The sequence below is a fragment of the Martinezella multihospitum genome, from assembly GCF_900094585.1.
GTDB classification, from domain to species: domain Bacteria; phylum Pseudomonadota; class Alphaproteobacteria; order Rhizobiales; family Rhizobiaceae; genus Rhizobium; species Rhizobium multihospitium.
Genome location: NZ_FMAG01000001.1, coordinates 1,368,422 through 1,383,701 on the forward strand (window position 1 = coordinate 1,368,422; position 15,280 = coordinate 1,383,701).

Annotated in this window: 12 protein-coding genes; 6 read left to right on the forward strand and 6 right to left on the reverse strand. The window is 58.7% G+C overall.

Translation table 11 applies throughout. The annotated features are described in order from the left end of the window. Nucleotides 1-46 precede the first annotated feature (46 nt). The 4 genes from GA0061103_RS06295 (at nt 47) to GA0061103_RS06310 (ending at nt 3,446) form a co-directional block, all read left to right on the forward strand. Nucleotides 47-991, forward strand: a complete 945-nt coding sequence (locus GA0061103_RS06295; RefSeq protein WP_092708145.1) for a sugar phosphate isomerase/epimerase family protein — start codon at nt 47-49, stop codon at nt 989-991. A 21-nt stretch (nt 992-1,012) separates the two neighbouring features. Further along, nucleotides 1,013-2,044 carry a Gfo/Idh/MocA family protein gene (locus GA0061103_RS06300; protein WP_092708148.1) on the forward strand — a complete coding sequence of 344 codons (1,032 nt, stop codon included), beginning with the start codon at nt 1,013-1,015 and terminating at the stop codon, nt 2,042-2,044. A gap of 22 nt (nt 2,045-2,066) precedes the next feature. Next, complete coding sequence (locus GA0061103_RS06305) at nt 2,067-2,972, forward strand: sugar phosphate isomerase/epimerase family protein (protein WP_092708151.1); 906 nt, start codon at nt 2,067-2,069, stop codon at nt 2,970-2,972. Between the two features lie 177 nt (nt 2,973-3,149). Further along, the gene (locus GA0061103_RS06310; protein WP_092708154.1) at nt 3,150-3,446 is read left to right on the forward strand and encodes a hypothetical protein; all 297 of its coding nucleotides are present in this window, start codon (nt 3,150-3,152) and stop codon (nt 3,444-3,446) included. Between the two features lie 45 nt (nt 3,447-3,491). Here the strand turns inward: GA0061103_RS06310 and GA0061103_RS06315 are convergent, their stop codons facing one another. The 4 genes from GA0061103_RS06315 to GA0061103_RS06330 form a co-directional block, all read right to left on the reverse strand. Then, a complete protein-coding gene (locus GA0061103_RS06315) occupies nt 3,492-4,229 on the reverse strand; it encodes a carbohydrate ABC transporter permease (RefSeq protein ID WP_092708760.1) in 738 nt (245 codons plus the stop codon). Nucleotides 4,230-4,369: 140 nt separating this feature from the next. After that, nucleotides 4,370-5,263 (reverse strand): carbohydrate ABC transporter permease, encoded by an 894-nt coding sequence (locus GA0061103_RS06320; protein WP_092708157.1) that lies wholly within the window; start codon nt 5,261-5,263, stop codon nt 4,370-4,372. Between the two features lie 63 nt (nt 5,264-5,326). Beyond that, nucleotides 5,327-6,586: an extracellular solute-binding protein gene (locus GA0061103_RS06325; protein ID WP_092708160.1), complete on the reverse strand. Its 1,260-nt coding sequence runs from the start codon at nt 6,584-6,586 to the stop codon at nt 5,327-5,329. 161 nt (nt 6,587-6,747) lie between these two features. Beyond that, entirely contained in the window at nt 6,748-9,489 is a 2,742-nt protein-coding gene (locus GA0061103_RS06330) for a glycoside hydrolase family 2 protein (protein WP_092708163.1), read from the reverse strand. Nucleotides 9,490-9,645: 156 nt separating this feature from the next. Between GA0061103_RS06330 and GA0061103_RS06335 the strand changes: the two genes are divergently transcribed. Then, complete coding sequence (locus GA0061103_RS06335; protein ID WP_245304678.1) at nt 9,646-10,671, forward strand: LacI family DNA-binding transcriptional regulator; 1,026 nt, start codon at nt 9,646-9,648, stop codon at nt 10,669-10,671. Between the two features lie 70 nt (nt 10,672-10,741). On the opposite strand, the gene GA0061103_RS06340 is transcribed toward GA0061103_RS06335, so the two are convergent. After that, nucleotides 10,742-11,485 carry a hypothetical protein gene (locus GA0061103_RS06340; protein WP_245304679.1) on the reverse strand — a complete coding sequence of 248 codons (744 nt, stop codon included), beginning with the start codon at nt 11,483-11,485 and terminating at the stop codon, nt 10,742-10,744. Between the two features lie 293 nt (nt 11,486-11,778). Between GA0061103_RS06340 and GA0061103_RS06345 the strand changes: the two genes are divergently transcribed. Beyond that, complete coding sequence (locus GA0061103_RS06345; RefSeq protein WP_245304680.1) at nt 11,779-13,839, forward strand: S9 family peptidase; 2,061 nt, start codon at nt 11,779-11,781, stop codon at nt 13,837-13,839. Between the two features lie 135 nt (nt 13,840-13,974). Here the strand turns inward: GA0061103_RS06345 and GA0061103_RS06350 are convergent, their stop codons facing one another. Next, the gene (locus GA0061103_RS06350; RefSeq protein ID WP_245304681.1) at nt 13,975-15,054 is read right to left on the reverse strand and encodes a serine hydrolase domain-containing protein; all 1,080 of its coding nucleotides are present in this window, start codon (nt 15,052-15,054) and stop codon (nt 13,975-13,977) included. Nucleotides 15,055-15,280: the final 226 nt, after the last annotated feature.

The following is a 15,280-nucleotide window of genomic DNA, read 5'->3' on the forward strand; positions in this document are numbered from 1 at the left end:
CCGGCACGCAAATCCAACATGAAATGACATCAGCGGAGCCAATGAAATGATGCGTCTTAGTCTGGTAACCGACATTCTCGGCTACCTCTCATTCGAGGATATGCTCGACACGGTTTCCAAGCTCGGGTTCGAGGCTGTCGAGCTTGGTTGCGGCAATTGGTCGAAGGCTCCGCATCTGAAGCTTGACGAACTCTTGTCGAGCGAGCTGGCGCGGAAGGACTTCCTCAGCGCTCTCGATCGCCATGGTCTATCCATCGCCGCTCTCAATTGCTCCGGCAATCAGCTTCATCCCGGCTCCAGCGGCGAGGAGCATCGCGCTGTCGTCGACAAGACCTTCCGCCTTGCCGAAAAGCTTGGTGTGAAGACCGTCGTTATGATGTCCGGATGCCCCGGCGGCACGCCGACGGATCAACTGCCGAACTGGATCACCCACGTCATCCTGCCCGAACACGAGAAGGCGCTGGATTACCAGTGGAACGACGTTCTGATCCCGTATTTCGAGAAGGCGGGACGGCTTGCCAAGGAGTGTGGCATCCGGGTCGCTATCGAGAATCTCGGTGCAACCATGATCCACAATCCCGCCAACATGCTGCGGTTGCGCGAGCATGTCGATCCCGTGATTGGCATGAATTTCGACCCTAGCCATCACATGTGGATGGGCGGCGATCCGATTGCGGCCGTGCGCATGCTCGGTGACGCGATCCACTACATCCATGCAAAGGACGTGCGCCTCGAGCGGACGCTTGCCGAAGCCAATGGCCTGATCGACACCTACTGGATCAACGACATCGCAAAACGATCCTGGAACTACGTGGCTCTTGGCCATGGCCACGATGTTCAGTGGTGGAAGGAGTTCTTCGCCGTCGCCCGCCTTGTTGGCTATGACGGCCCCGTCAGCCTCGAGATGGAAGACGCCGGGATGGAGCCGCTCACCGGTGTCAAGAAATCGCTAACTACGCTGAAGCTCGCCCTGCCGCGCGACTTCGATTGACCCATTCAAAGGAACAGAAACATGCTCAAGATCGGTGTTATCGGAACCGGCGCGATCGGCCAGGAACATATCGAGCGACTTCATAACAAGCTTGTCGGTTCGACTGTCGTCGCCGTCAACGATATCAACAAGGCACAGGCCGAAGAGGTTGCGAGACGCCTGACGCCCACCGCCCGCGTCTTCGAAAACGGGCATGATCTTGTGGCCGATCAAAATGTCGAGGCCATCGTGGTCACATCCTGGGGGCCGACGCACGAGGAGTTCGTGCTTGCCGCGATCGCGGCCGGCAAGCCGGTCTTCTGCGAGAAGCCGCTTGCAACATCAGCCGCGGCCTGCCTCAATATCGTCAATGCTGAAGTTGCAAGCGGGCGCCACCTCGTCCAGGTCGGCTTCATGCGCCGTTACGACAAGAGCTATCGCCTGCTGAAACAGCAGATTGAGAGCGGCAATCTCGGCGAACCCCTGATGGTTCACTGCGCCCACCGCAACCCGAATGTTCCGGACGTCTACGGCGGCGACATGGCGATTACCGATAGCTTCCCGCACGAGATCGACGTGCTGCGTTGGCTGCTCGACGATGACTATGTCTCCGCGCAGGTCATCATGCCCCGGAAGACGAAGCATGCCCGCAAGGATCTCGACGACCCCCATATGATCCTTCTCGAAACCCGGAAGGGTGTCCGGATCGACGTCGAGGTCTTCGTCAATTGTCCCTATGGCTACGACATCCAGTGCCAGGTGGTGGGCGAGGATGGCGTCGGCTACCTGCCCGAACCGATGAGCGTGCTTCTGCGCAAGGACACCAAGCTCAGCCACGAAATCCTCCAGGACTGGAAGCTTCGCTTCATCGACAGCTACGACGTCGAACTCCAGGAGTGGATCGATTCCGTCAAGATGGGCGTGGTGCGCGGCCCGACAGCCTGGGACGGCTATTTCGCCGCCGTCACGGCCGATGCCTGCGTCGAAGCGAAGCATTCCGGCGGGGTCGTTCCAATCGAGATCGGCGAACGGCCGGCATTTTATGCAGCTTGCGCCTTCAAGCCCGCGGCCTGACGACATCCAAAAGGAGAAGGTAATGAAGATCGCACTCGATCCGCACATGCATCGGCACCTGCCGCTCAACGAACTTTGCCGTAAGGCCGCCGAGCTCGGCTACGATTATATCGAGGTCTCCCCGCGAGACGACCTTCTTCCATGGTGGGTGCGGCCGCGTGCCCACAAGGAGCGCATCAGGGAGTTCAAGAAAGCGCTCAAGGATCACGGTGTGAAAGTCGCTTCGCTATTGCCAATGTATCGTTGGGCAAGTCCGCACGAAGACGAACGCCAGGCAGCGGTTTCCTATTGGAAAGAGGCCATTCATCTCGCCGTCGAGCTCGGCGTCGATACGATGAATTCCGAGTTCGGACGCGGCCCTTCGCCGGATCGCGGCCATCGCTCCAACTGCTGCGGCGGTCATTATACGCACGAACATAGCGAAGCAGCCTGGTGGCGCTCCATTGAGGAGCTTGTGCCGGTCTTCGAGAAGGAGGGCGTGACCCTCAACATGGAACCGCATCCGGAGGACTGGTGCGAGACCTTGCACCCGGCGATCGACATGCTGAAGACGATCGGCTCGGACAATGTCAAGTTCCTCTATTGCGCTCCGCATACCTTCTACTTCGGCGACGACATGGCGAGGATGATCCGCGATGCGGGCTCGCTGATCGCCCACGTGCATGTGGCCGACACTTACAATCACAAGGCGTCGTCGGGCCTTCGTTACATCATCAATCCGCCGGGTGCCAAGGTCACGATCCACCAGCATATGGACATGCATCAGGGCGAGATCAACTGGGACGTTTTCTTCTCTTCGCTGGCCGAAGTCGGCTTTGATGGGATCGTCACGGCCTGCGTCTTTGGCTGGGAGGACCGGGCCGATGCCTCCGGCCGGTTCATGCGGACGGAAATTCAGAAATACGTCGACAAATACTGGAAGAAGTAGGCCGGTGCGATGCGTATTGGACACGGTGCGGACCGGTACGCATGAAGGACGGACGATCAATGTCTGATGGAGCTCGCACGCGAAGCTGAAGCGGCACCAACGATCTGGACGACAAGACCTCGCGCGTACGCGCATGAAAACGATTGACGGTGACAGCCGTTCGAATGGGAGGATAGAATGGCGCAGGACGGCATCTTAGTCGCGCCCAGAGACATTGCTGAGCTGAAGATGTTGGTCGTCTCCAGAACCAGAGAGTTTCCAGAGCCGCTCAAATGCATGTTGGAGCTCAGTTTCAGGCAACCCGATACGGTCGCCTTCAGCAACGCATCATCCCTGGCGGCAAACTGCCAGATTGCGCCGTCTTCCATCTCGCGCATGGTCAAGGTACTTGGCTACAGATCCTTCCGCGACTTCAGGCAGGTCTATCGCGACCATGTTTTGGCGTTGTCGCGCCGATCGCATGGTCTCGGATGATCGGAGAGATTTCCAGCAATCCCGTTTTGTCAAGGCGCAGGCTGCCTATCCCTTTATTCCGGCCGAAAGCATGATGGCGCGCGTGATCTGCTTCTGAAAAACAAGGTATAGAATGGCGACGGGAAGGCCGGCCAGAACAGCGGCGGCCATATCCTTGGCAAAACGCACGCCGAAGACATCCTTCACCTGGGTAATCCCAACGGGAATGGTGATCGTGCTGTCCGATGTTGCGACCAGGAATGGCCACAGGAAATTATTCCATGCCGCGATGAAGGTGGTTATCCCGAGCGCGGTGATCACGCCCCAGTTCATCGGCACATAGATCTTCCAGAGCGTTCTCAAGTGCCCGGCATTGTCGAGCATCGCCGCCTCGCGGAATTCCTTTGGAATCTGGTCGAAGAATTGCTTGAGGATGATGATGACCGATGGCACCACCAGCTGCGGCAGCACGATGCCGCCCCAGCTGTTGATGAGCCCGAACATGTTCATCAGCACGAAATGGTTGATGATGAGCGCTTCCGCCGGCACCATTACCGAGGCGATCAACGCCCCGTAAATCACACGGCGGCCGGGAAACTGGATTTGGCTGAGCGCATAGGCGCAGCCGACGCTCATCACAAGCACCAGAACCGCAATGATCGCCGAGGTGCCGACCGAGTTCATATACCATTGCACGATGCTCGAGCGCTCGATCACGTAGCGATAGGGTTCGAGCGTCGGTGCCTTCGGGAAAAGCCCGGGCGTCCGGCTGACCACCTCCGTGTCGGATTTGAGCGATGTCATGACCGCCCAGTAGAGCGGAAAGAACCAGATAAGAGCGCCGAACGCCGTCAGCGTGGTCAGCGCGCGCCCGCTCCAGCCTCTTGATGCGGCATGACTCTTTGCCGTGGTCAGCTCCGTCTGCGCACTTGTTGTGAGAACGCTCATTTTTCGCCTCGCGCACGCAGGAACTGATATTGCAGGACGGAGGCAATGAGAATGATGGCGAACAGGATGGTCGCGACGGCGGCACCTTCGCCACCCTTGTTCTGCTTGAAGGCCAGATCGTAGATGACGGTCATGACAACGGCCTGCGCATCCGCCGGCGTGTGGGCGAAATAGCCGAGCAGATAAGGCTGCGCGAAGATCTTGAACTGCGCGATCAGCTGCAGTGTCAGAACCAGCGCGGTGACCGGCCAGATCAGCGGCCAGGTTATTCTGGAAAACACCCGCCAACGGTTGGCATTGTCGAGTGCAGCAGCCTCGTAGACGTCAGGCGAGATGCTGCGCAGCGCCGCAAGAAACAGCAGGATGTTGAAGCCGATCGTCCACCAGATGGTGACCACTGCAACTGATGGCATGAAATAGGTTGGCGAACGCAGTACCGGGAGCGGCCGTCCGCCGGTAAACAGACCGATGACATGCTGGATGACGCCGTATTGCATGTTTGCAATCCAGGTCCAGATCTGCGTCACCACCGACACGGGCAGGATCGAGGGCAGGAAAAAGCAGGCGAGAACCAGCATCTGTATGCGCCCGCTCAGGCGATTGATGCCCATGGCAATGAAGAGCGCGAGAAACGTGCCGGGGATGACGGTCAGGACGATGAAGTAGAGCGTGTTCAGAAGTGCCTTCTGAAATTGGGGTGAGGAGAGCTGGCGCGCATAATTGTCGAGGCCAACCCATTCGCCCGGTCCGATCAGCGGCGCATTGGTCAGGCTCATCGCCACCATCCGCCATGTCGGGTAGGCAAATATCACCAGAAACGCGATGACCGCCGGGGCGACCAGCAGCGCGGCAACCACATTATCCTGTTTCCTGTTGCTGACTGCGGCCATCCGTCACCTCTCTCTAATGCAGCCCCGGGGCTGGGAGGGGTCCCGGGGCTGTGGAAGAAAACGTCACTGAGAGTTCATGTGATCGCGAAACTTCTCGAGCGTTTCCTTCACATCGCCGTCGCCGTTGAGCGGCCCGGACGCCATGTTCTGCCAGTCGTCGTCGAATTTCGAAGCCGCACCCGTCAATGGCGTCTTCGGCATGTAGAAGGCGTTGAGTGCCATGGCGGCGTAATCCGCCTGTGGCTTGAGCGCCTTGTAGGCGGCGGAGGTGCTGACCGGCAGATAGGCCGGAATGTGGCCGGCCGCAGCCCATTCCAGCGAGTTCACGTTCATCCATCGGATGACTTCGAGAACCGCGGCGCGTTTTTCCGGGGTCATGGTGACACCGACATTGTTGGGGATCACGAAGGAGTGCGAGTCCGACCAGTTGGCGGGCTTGCCCATCCAGGCCGGGATGTTGACCATGCCGTAATCGAAACCGTTGCCCTTGGCGACTTCGGTTTCCATGGTCGGCAGTTCCCAATTGCCGTTCAGGAAGAACGCGGATTGTCCGGCGAGAAAAGTAGGGGTGATGGTCTCGGTGTCGATATAGGGCTGTGCCCAGCCTTGCTTCACCCAGTCGGCGACTTCATTGTAGGCTTTTTCCATCTTGTCGAAATTGTCGCCCTGCAGGAACTTGCCATCGGCGGTCAGTTGGCCGCCTTGCTGGCCGAACAGGGTGTAGATATCGCGCAGATCGCCGTTGGACGAAGAGATGACGACGCCGTTCTTGCCGGCTTCCTTGGCCTTGGCCAGAACCGCGCGCCAGCCTTCCAGCGTGTCGATGCCGGTCGGCTTGCCATCCTTGTCCAGCGCGCCCAGCTCCTTCAGTACAGTCTTGTTGTAGTAGAGCACTTCACCATGGACGTCGAAGGGGACGGCGTAGCGCAGATTGTCGACCGTCGAGGCGGCGATTGCGTTCGGCGGGTAGTCGCTGTCCTTCAGCCCGACCGCGTCGAGCTCCTTCGGATCGATCGGCGAGACCGTCTTGGCCGCAACTGCGGCTGCCAGACGTGACAAGTGGTATGTGGCGATATCAGGCCCCTGGCCGACGGCGGCGGATGTCTGCAGTTTGGTGTAGTACGGGATACCCCATTCGAGCGTCGTGCCCGTAATCTGGATCTTGTCCTTGTGCTCCTCGTTGAAGCGCTGGATCAGCGCCTTCATTCGCACGCCGTCGCCTCCGGACAGAAAGTCCCACCAGACGACATTTTCGACTGCGAATGCCGGAAAGGCAGTCATGAGGGCTAACGCCGCAATCGATGTTCTCAACAGGTTACGCATTCTCTCTCCTCCAGGCTGTTCTGGTTTCCTCCCGGGCCGCTCTTTGCGGGTGGCCCTTATGCCTTGCGCAGCGGCTAACGAGCCGCGTGATATCCCTTGCATCTGTCTGGACCGCCTCAACTTCCTCCCGGTCATATGCGGCGGTTCGATCTTTTGGCCACCTATCCGGCAGCCGTTTCGATGATGCAATCAAGCAAGGTTGCCGCCACCGGATCGACACCGGCCGCTTCGCGCATCAGGCCGAAGGTCGTGGCGACGATACGGCCGGCGCCAACCTTCCTCTCGGCAATGGTTGCACATGGTTTGTGGATCCAGCCCACCATAGTGCCTGCATGCACCAGGCCATCGAAATGGATCGGCCGAAAGCCGGTGATGACGCGGTTCGGATTGACGCCGATGAAGGAGAGATCGGTCAGCGGGCCGCCTGGCATACGCCCGAATTTTCCCGAACGCTTCACCCAGCTGAAGCCGGTGACCCAATTGCCTTTCCAGATGGTGCCGTTGCGTTCGGTGACGCGCATCTGCGGCATGGATTGCCCGCGATCGCCCCCGGTCGGGTAATTCCAGTTCGGCTGATCGTTGCGCAGATTGCCGAACGGCAGCGGTGCCACATCGGCGAGCGACACATAATGGGCGCCGTGCTCCATGGCGTCGATATCGGCCTGGCTGAGGGAGGATGCAACCCGTACATCCGCCTTGCCGGCCTCGACAACAGCATAGCCAAGCGCAGTCAGATATTGCCCGATCTCAGGCTCGGCCGAGAAGACGGAAAGAGCCGGCTTGGAGCGGCGGTGATAGATGCTGACCTCGAGGCTGTTGCGCGCAATCTCCCTGCCGCCGGCGCTGATCGTAAACAGGATGCTGATCTGTCTGCCAGCCATGGCCGCTGGAAAGGGCAGAGAAAGCGTCGGCAGATGATGTACCGATGTCGCGTTCACAGCCGGGATCGTCATCTTTCCGGCGTCCGTCCCATCGATGCTCCAGCTCAGTTCGGCTACGGGGAGCGCCTTGCCGCCGGTCGAGATTTCGAGCTCTACGTCGGCGGTATCGCCTGCCCACACAGCGTAATGCTGCATGCGCGGGATGATGACGACATCGGTGTTAATCTCGTGGAAGCGATTGTGATAGGCGCGTGTATTGCGCTGCATGTCCATCAGGCCATTGGCTTCCCAGTGCAAGTCAGTCAGCTCGGTGATGACATAGCCCTGGATTGAGGCATGGCGGCGCATCTCTTCGATTTCGAATTTGAGCGCATTGAACTGATGCCACTGCGTGTCCTCGATGAAGGAGCCGAAGGATGGAAAGACCTTATCGAACTGATAGGTGCGGAAGCGCTGTTCGACGCCATGCGGATAGGTCGCGCCGTCGCTGTCCCACTCCAGGCCATTGATGAACCAGAATGGTTCCTTGCCATCCTTTTTGAGCTTTTCGGGATGCGGCAGACCCCAGACGCCGAACTCGGAGACGACGAGCGGCTCGTCGCCGCGCCGCTTCGCATCGCCGTTCGGTGAGTAGGACCACTCAGGCCTCCCTGCGAAAGCCGATACCCAGCCGCTCCATTCGCGTGCCATTTCCGGAACCGAGGCGTAATAGTGATAGTCGTCTATGTCGGAGATGACATGGAAGTTCGGAATACAGGCGGAATTGTCGACGACCAGCCGTGTCGGGTCCTGCTTCTTCAGCCAATGATAGGCGCCTTCCAACCAGGCTCGCTGATCGGCGCTTTCGACGAGGCGCGTTCCCCAATCCTCGTTGATGATGGTCCAGATTACGATGGAAGGGTGGTTGCCGTCGCGGCGCAGGATTCCTTCCATCGTATCGAGCAGGCGCTTCGCCGACTTCTCGGTGAAGGTCTGAATGTTCGGGATTTCCGTCCAGACCAGCAGGCCGAACCGGTCCGCCACATCGTAATAGCGCGGATCGGGAACCTTGATATGGCAGCGCAGGAGGTTGAGGCCGAGCTCCTTCGACTTGCGCGCCTGGTCCTCCAGGAACTCCAGCGAAGGCGGCGTATAGATGCCCTCAGGATAATAATCCTGATCCAGTGCACCGCGCATGTAGAAGGGCTGCCCGTTCAGAAAGAACCTTCCATCCCTTGCCTCGAAGGTGCGAAAACCGAAATTCTGCTCGGCGGCATCGATAACGTTGCCGCCCTCGGATAGCTCGACAACGGCCCGATAGAGCGCGGGATCGTCGAGCGACCATGTTTCGACATTGGCGACTTTGAGTAGAGCCGAACCCCGAGCCTTGTCGTTGAGCGCAAGTTCGCTCGAAGCCGCGACCGCACCGTTGCGATCCAGAAGCGTGATCTTCAAGGCGCCGGTAAAAGCCGCTGCCAGCTCGACATCGATAGCGACATCGCCCGTTGCGAGATCGGCGCGAATGGCCTGGTGGGTGATATGCGCCTCGCAGCGGCATTCCAGCCAGACCGATTGCCAGATGCCGCCCAGCATTCCGTACCAGCTCTGCTTGCCGTGCGGGATCTCGTCGAACGGGAAATCCGGGAAGGCCCGGACATCGGCGCTCGGCAGCGTAACCTTCACATCCAGACGCGACTCGCCGGTAAGTAGACTAGCGGGAATGACGAATTCGAAGGGCAGATAGCCACCTTCATGAGAACCGAGAGCGTGGCCGTTGACCGCGACTTCGGCGAAATAGTTCACGGCACCGAAATGCACGATGACCTGACGGCCAAGCCACTCCTGCGGCACGGTGATGGCGCGGGAATAGGTTGCGACGCCAGCCGCAGCCCGTAGATCCGGAAAATGAGCCTGCCAGGGCGCGGGCACGGCAATCGTCGTCCGCGTCTGCCCTTCCAGCTGAAAATCCCAGGTTCCGTCGAGAGACAGGCGTGCTCGCGGCCCGGAATGAGTATCGGCGAGACGGCGGGAGGCGATGGTCATAGCCGCGAGCTTTCCGGTTGGATTAAGTCACAAAATAAGTTACAGATAAGTTTCGTAACTTATAAACTTAACTTCCGCAAGGGCCGCAGCTTCACATCGTCCGTCAGATTTTCTAACGTGCGTGCAGACTGCCCTTGAGTCCGAGAAAGAAACTGAGTGAACGACAAGACGACGAAACGACCGACCATGTCCGATATCGCCTCGCAGGTCGGCGTTTCGCATGCGACGGTTTCACTGGTGCTGAACGAGGCGCCCGGCAAGAGGGTTTCAGAGAAAGTGCGCGAGCGCGTGCTCGCTGTCGCCGAGGAACTTGGTTACCAGAAGACCGTGCCAGCCAATGACCCGATCAGCGGGATCATCGTTCTCCTGATCGACGATCTCATGGCCTCGCAGCATGCTGCGCCACTGATAGAAGGCGTTCGAAGTGCGGCGGAAGAGCAGGGCCTGGCGGCGCTCACCGTCGTGACCGGCGGACAGGTCGAATTCGCCGAATCCATTCTCGATTATCTCGGACGACGCCAGATCGTCGGTGTGATCTATGCCACGCTCATCACCCAGCTGGCGCCAGTGCTGCCCTCCAAACTTGGCAACTATCCGGCAGTCCTTCTGAATTGCCACCAGCAACGGGCCGAGTTCTCTTCGATCATTCCGGGCGATCATGCCGGCGGTTATGCGGCAACGGAAGTCTTGATCAAGGCCGGCCATCGCCGCATCGCCATGATCGATGCCGGCAGGCAGCGGCTTGAAGCTGCGCGCGATCGTCTGAGCGGCTATCGCCAGGCGCTGACGACCTACGATATCGCCGTCGATCCGGAACTCATCCTTTCGGAAGCCTGGTCGCTCGATCTTGGGCGGGAAAAGATGCTGCAGCTCCTCGATCTGCCGTTGCCGCCGACGGCGGTTTTCTGCTTTTCCGACCGGGTTGCGATGGGCGCTTATGATGCGATCAGGATGCGTGGGTTGAGGATTCCCGACGACATTTCCGTCATCGGTTTCGACGATGAAAGTCTTGCCCGAAAAATCCTGCCGCCGCTCACAACATTGAAGCTGCCGCACGAGGATATGGGCCGTTGGGCAGTTACCGAGCTTTTGGAAAAGGTGATGCAGCCGAAGAAGCCGCCAGTGAGGCTGAAGATGGAATGCCAGCTGATCCTTCGCGCTTCCATCGCGCCGCCGCCTTGAGTGTGATGAAGGGACAGCCTGTCAATTATAAGAAGCGCAGCTCGGACACATCCCTTGGGAAAGACGGGCCTTAGGAAAGACGGGATACGTCTACGATAATTCGTCCGCGATTGTCGGGATCGACCAGGACTGGCAGCATGATTCCCGCTGTGGTGCGCTTGAGGCGGCGTTCGGGACTGCTGAATGACATACGCGTGACTGCATCCCAATCCGGGCCGCCATTCGGGTGAGCCACCCGGACAGTGATGTCCCATGTCCCGCCCGGCGCGCTGCTTGGCGTCACTTCGGCGGCGGTCAATACTTTTGCAATAGCGGGTTCAAGCCCGACCGCAGCACCTGCGCCGGCAAGCGCGAGTTCGGTTTGCTGTGCAGTGAGACCATTGAGCAGCTCCGCCGACGTCATCCCATCCGGCGCCTCGCGCCAAACGCGAGGAAAGGCCGGATGGTCAGTCTCGTCGATCCGCTGCTCGTCCTGTTTCCGGGTGCGCAATCCTGCGGCGAGTTTTTCAGCCGCCTGCTGCCCTGTCGGAACTTTTTCCCATTCGATCCTGTAATGACTGGGGTCGGCAAGATCCACGACGACCGGAAGCATCATGCCTGGATGAGGCCATTTCAGCTTCGGCACATCGCGGCTGGTGAAATGGACCGCGGTCGGCGCCACGCGCTCGGCGATGATCACGCCGTCAATGTCGCATTTCGGAAAGAGCGTCACTTCGCCGGCGATGTCGGGCAGCGGCGAGCACGCCACTACGTTCAGCCAGCCGCTCACCGGATTCGCGATCTCAGTTCGTTTGACTTTGCTGAACAAGCCCATGTGCGCCACCTGCTCAATGCGCTACTGCCACGATGATGTTGATCATGCCGAAGTTGAGTATTCAAGACCTGCCGGCGCGACGGCATGCGTTTTTCCAGACGCAGAAGGTACAGGCAATCATGAGTCAATTTGGTCTACGATGAGCTTTACGTCGTGTTGCACGAAGGAACTGCTGGATATATCGGTACCTCTCACCCAATGCGAACGGTTGAGTAGAGCGGAACAAATTCAGGCGTGTGCCAAAACCCAGGTCTGCTTCCGTATTCCGATAAGCTAGTCCGTGCCAAAGCGGCTTGGTTATCGTTCATTGCGTTGGCGCAATCAACTGCAGGTCCAGTGGCAGGAAACGATATCGTTACTCGCAGTCGTTGCGAAGCCTGATAAGGTCGTCGCGAGGTTTAAGTCTTTTGAGCCAAACCACGGAGCCTCCCTTGACCGCCCAAACCCTTATCCCACGCAAACTGCTGTTCGGTAACGCCAGCGCCTTTGGCGGCAGGCTCTCGCCCGATGGACGCTGGCTCACCTGGATTGCGCCGTTTGAGGGCGTGCTCAACATCTGGATCGCCCCGACGGGCGAGCCTCAAGCGGGGGAGCCTTTGACACGGACAAGAGGTCGGCCGATTACCTGGCAGGATTGGACGCCGGATGGCCGTTTCGTGATGTTCGTCAATGATGAGAACGGGGATGAGAATAACCACGCATTTATTGTTGACCCTCGGACGAAAGAAATTCGCGACCTGACCCCGATTACGGGTGTCAATGCCGAGATAAAGATGTGGTCGAGGCAGGTTCCTGGAAAAATCGTTATCGGGCTCAACGATCGCGATCCGCGCTGGCATGATCTTTATATCGTTGATGCGGAGACCGGCGAACGCGACCTGCTTTGGCTGAACACGCAGGATTTCGGGTATATCGGCGTTGATTGGCAGCTTCGTCCGCGGCACGCACGATCTTCATCACCAGACGGCGGCGCGAAGCTGTGGCGGATCGACGGCGGCAAGGTCACTCCCTGGGTGGATCTCGATCATGTCGACGGTTGGCTCACATGGCCAACGCTCTTCGATGGCGAGAGCAGGCGTTTGTTGATGCGGACCTGCATCGGTCGGGAGACGACGGTTTTTGCCTGGCGCGATTGGGAGAGCGGCGAGGAAACTGTCATGGTCGAGCATCCGCGGTTTGATGTCGGAGGCTGCCTGCTTCATCCGATGACATTCGATCTGGAGGCGGCGAATATCAGTGGAGCGCGTGTGGATTGGGCTTATGTCACGCCTCAGGTCGAGGCTGATTTTGAACTTATTCACGCCACGGTTCCGGGGTTCGAATTCGATATCGTCAGCCAATCGGATGACAACAGCAAGTGGATTATCGAGGCGCATAAGGCTGAGCAGGCCCTAACGACCTTCTTGTATGATCGTGACCAAGGAATAATCACCGAACTGTTTCGGGCGCGTCCTGCTCTCGATGCATATAGGCTGGCGCCGATGAGATCTGTCGAAACCAAGTCGCGCGACGGTCTCGATCTAGTCTCTTATCTGACGCTGCCCGCCGATATCGGGACCGAACGGCCGGATGTTCCCTTGCCAATGGTGCTGGACGTGCATGGCGGACCATGGTCTCGCGACATATACGGCTATCGCGGCGACCATCAATGGCTTGCCAATCGCGGCTATGCCGTGTTGTCGGTCAATTATCGTGGCTCGCGGGGGTTCGGAAAATCGTTCATTGCCGCCAGCGAAAAGCAGCATGCAGCCAAAATGCACGACGATCTCATCAATATGGTCGATTGGGCCGTCCGCGAGGGCATAGCGGACAAGTCGAAGATTGCCATATTTGGCGCGTCATACGGCGGCTACGCATCGTTTGTCGGCGCGACATTCACTCCAGATGTCTTTTGCTGCAGTGTGCCTGTTGTCGGCATCACCAACTTGCTGACATTGCTGGAATCGATACCGCCTTATTGGGCGGGTTTTGCCGATTTTATGTATCGCAGCTATGGTGATCCCAAGACAGAGGATGGACAGGCCCTATTGGCCGAGCGTTCGCCCATCCATAAGGTCGACCGCATCAAAAAGCCGATGCTGATCTTCCATGGGGCGAACGATGTGCGTTGCAAGATCGCTGAAAGCGATACGATCGTGGCAGCCATGCAAGCCAAGGGGATCCCTGTGACCTACGTCGTTTATCCGGATGAGGGCCACGGCTTTGCAAAGCCGGGCAACAGGATCGCCTATCTAGCCTTGGCAGAAGCATTCTTCGCCATGCATCTTGGCGGCAAGTGTGAACCCTTCGGTGACGATCTGGCTGATTCAAGCCATGAAATCAGAGCCGGAGCGGAGATTTTCGACAAGCTCTAGGCAAGAGCCTCCGCTGAATTTCGGGCGCAAGACCTTGATGATGCTTCAACGCCTATGGGCATCATCAAAGATCCCGTGCGCTGGATAGTGGCTGGCGCTCTCGCAAAGCCGCTACACTCTTTCATGCAACAAGTATCAAGTGCCGTATATCGCCCGGGCGATATCTCGCGGATAGGTTCCCAGGCAGCCTTCGACCGCTGTGTTGGACATGATCGCAGCGGAAATGCCTTCCATTGGATCGATGAACCAATTGTGTCCATAAACTCCGCCCCACGTGATTGATCCCTTCGACATCGGAACGTCGGCCAAAATCGGGTCCTGAATCACCGCGCCCAAGAAGGAAAATCCTTGTCCTGGTTCGCCTGGGCGCGGGATGGCACCTATCTGGTTGAGAAGCGCGGCCCTTGCAGTCGCGGTCTTCAAGATGGGAGCGCCACCGAGACGAACGGCTTCGAGAAAGGCAATGAAATCCGGCGCTGTGCCCACCATGCCAGCACCGCCGGACTGAAAAGCCTTGGGGTTAAACAATCGTGACGGTGCAAAAGTCAGTAGATTGCCATCATTGTCCGGAACCAGATGGCGATCGCCCATTCTGACTGCTGCCGGACTGGCATCGGCATAGGGTGTCGCAAGCCGCCCCGGATCACTGACCGAGAAACCGGTGTCGCTCATCCCTAGCGGTCCCGTTAAATGACGACGCACCGCTTCATCCAGGCTGCAAGCCTCGATCTGGGCGACAACAGCTCCAAGAACATCGATGGCGATCGAGTAAGACCAAAGCGTGCCTGGCGCGGCCAGAAGCGGAAAGGTCGACAGCCGGCTGAAGTTCTCCTCGAAATCGAGGTCTGTGTCAGAAAGGCCGGCGTTGAACATCCGCTCCGATGGGGTGGTTTTGGAATCTGCACCATAACTGAGGCCTGCCGTATGCGTCAGCAGGTGCCGGATAGTGATATCGGCTATCTTTCCATCTGGCTGCCTGGGCCGGAAATAAGGAAGATAATCCCGCACGAGGTCGCCAAGCGCCAGCCTGCCTTTGTCGATGAGGGCCAGAGCGGTCGCTGCCACGAGCGGTTTCGTCACGGAAGCGAGCCGGAATATGGTCCGCGTTTCAGTGGATTTTCCGATTTCGCGGTCGGCATAACCGGCAGCGCGACTATAGATGGTTTCTCCGTCCTGAGCGACGATCACGACAGTGCCGACGATCTTGCCGGCCATGATCGCCCTTTCGACAACCGCGTCGATCTGCGCCTTCATCGCAACTATCCTCCTGTGCTTTAGAATGAGCGGCACAGAACGGCATATTCTGCCTTGGTTCGCAAGGCGAAGCAGCGCCGATAGGCGGCGTGTAGAAGTATCAGCCATTGTGGATGTCGTGGCTCACACGATAAATCGAGCCAGCCGCCCGCCCGTTCTTCCGCTCGGCGTTGCTGTTGTACTTCGT

Coding starts and splice junctions, on each gene's coding strand:
- GA0061103_RS06295 (WP_092708145.1), top strand. CDS start 47: ATGATGCGTCTTAGTCTGGTAACCGACATTCTCGGCTACCTCTCATTC.
- GA0061103_RS06300 (WP_092708148.1), top strand. CDS start 1,013: ATGCTCAAGATCGGTGTTATCGGAACCGGCGCGATCGGCCAGGAACAT.
- GA0061103_RS06305 (WP_092708151.1), top strand. CDS start 2,067: ATGAAGATCGCACTCGATCCGCACATGCATCGGCACCTGCCGCTCAAC.
- GA0061103_RS06310 (WP_092708154.1), top strand. CDS start 3,150: ATGGCGCAGGACGGCATCTTAGTCGCGCCCAGAGACATTGCTGAGCTG.
- GA0061103_RS06315 (WP_092708760.1), bottom strand. CDS start 4,229: ATGACATCGCTCAAATCCGACACGGAGGTGGTCAGCCGGACGCCCGGG.
- GA0061103_RS06320 (WP_092708157.1), bottom strand. CDS start 5,263: ATGGCCGCAGTCAGCAACAGGAAACAGGATAATGTGGTTGCCGCGCTG.
- GA0061103_RS06325 (WP_092708160.1), bottom strand. CDS start 6,586: ATGCGTAACCTGTTGAGAACATCGATTGCGGCGTTAGCCCTCATGACT.
- GA0061103_RS06330 (WP_092708163.1), bottom strand. CDS start 9,489: ATGACCATCGCCTCCCGCCGTCTCGCCGATACTCATTCCGGGCCGCGA.
- GA0061103_RS06340 (WP_245304679.1), bottom strand. CDS start 11,485: ATGGGCTTGTTCAGCAAAGTCAAACGAACTGAGATCGCGAATCCGGTG.
- GA0061103_RS06350 (WP_245304681.1), bottom strand. CDS start 15,054: ATGGCCGGCAAGATCGTCGGCACTGTCGTGATCGTCGCTCAGGACGGA.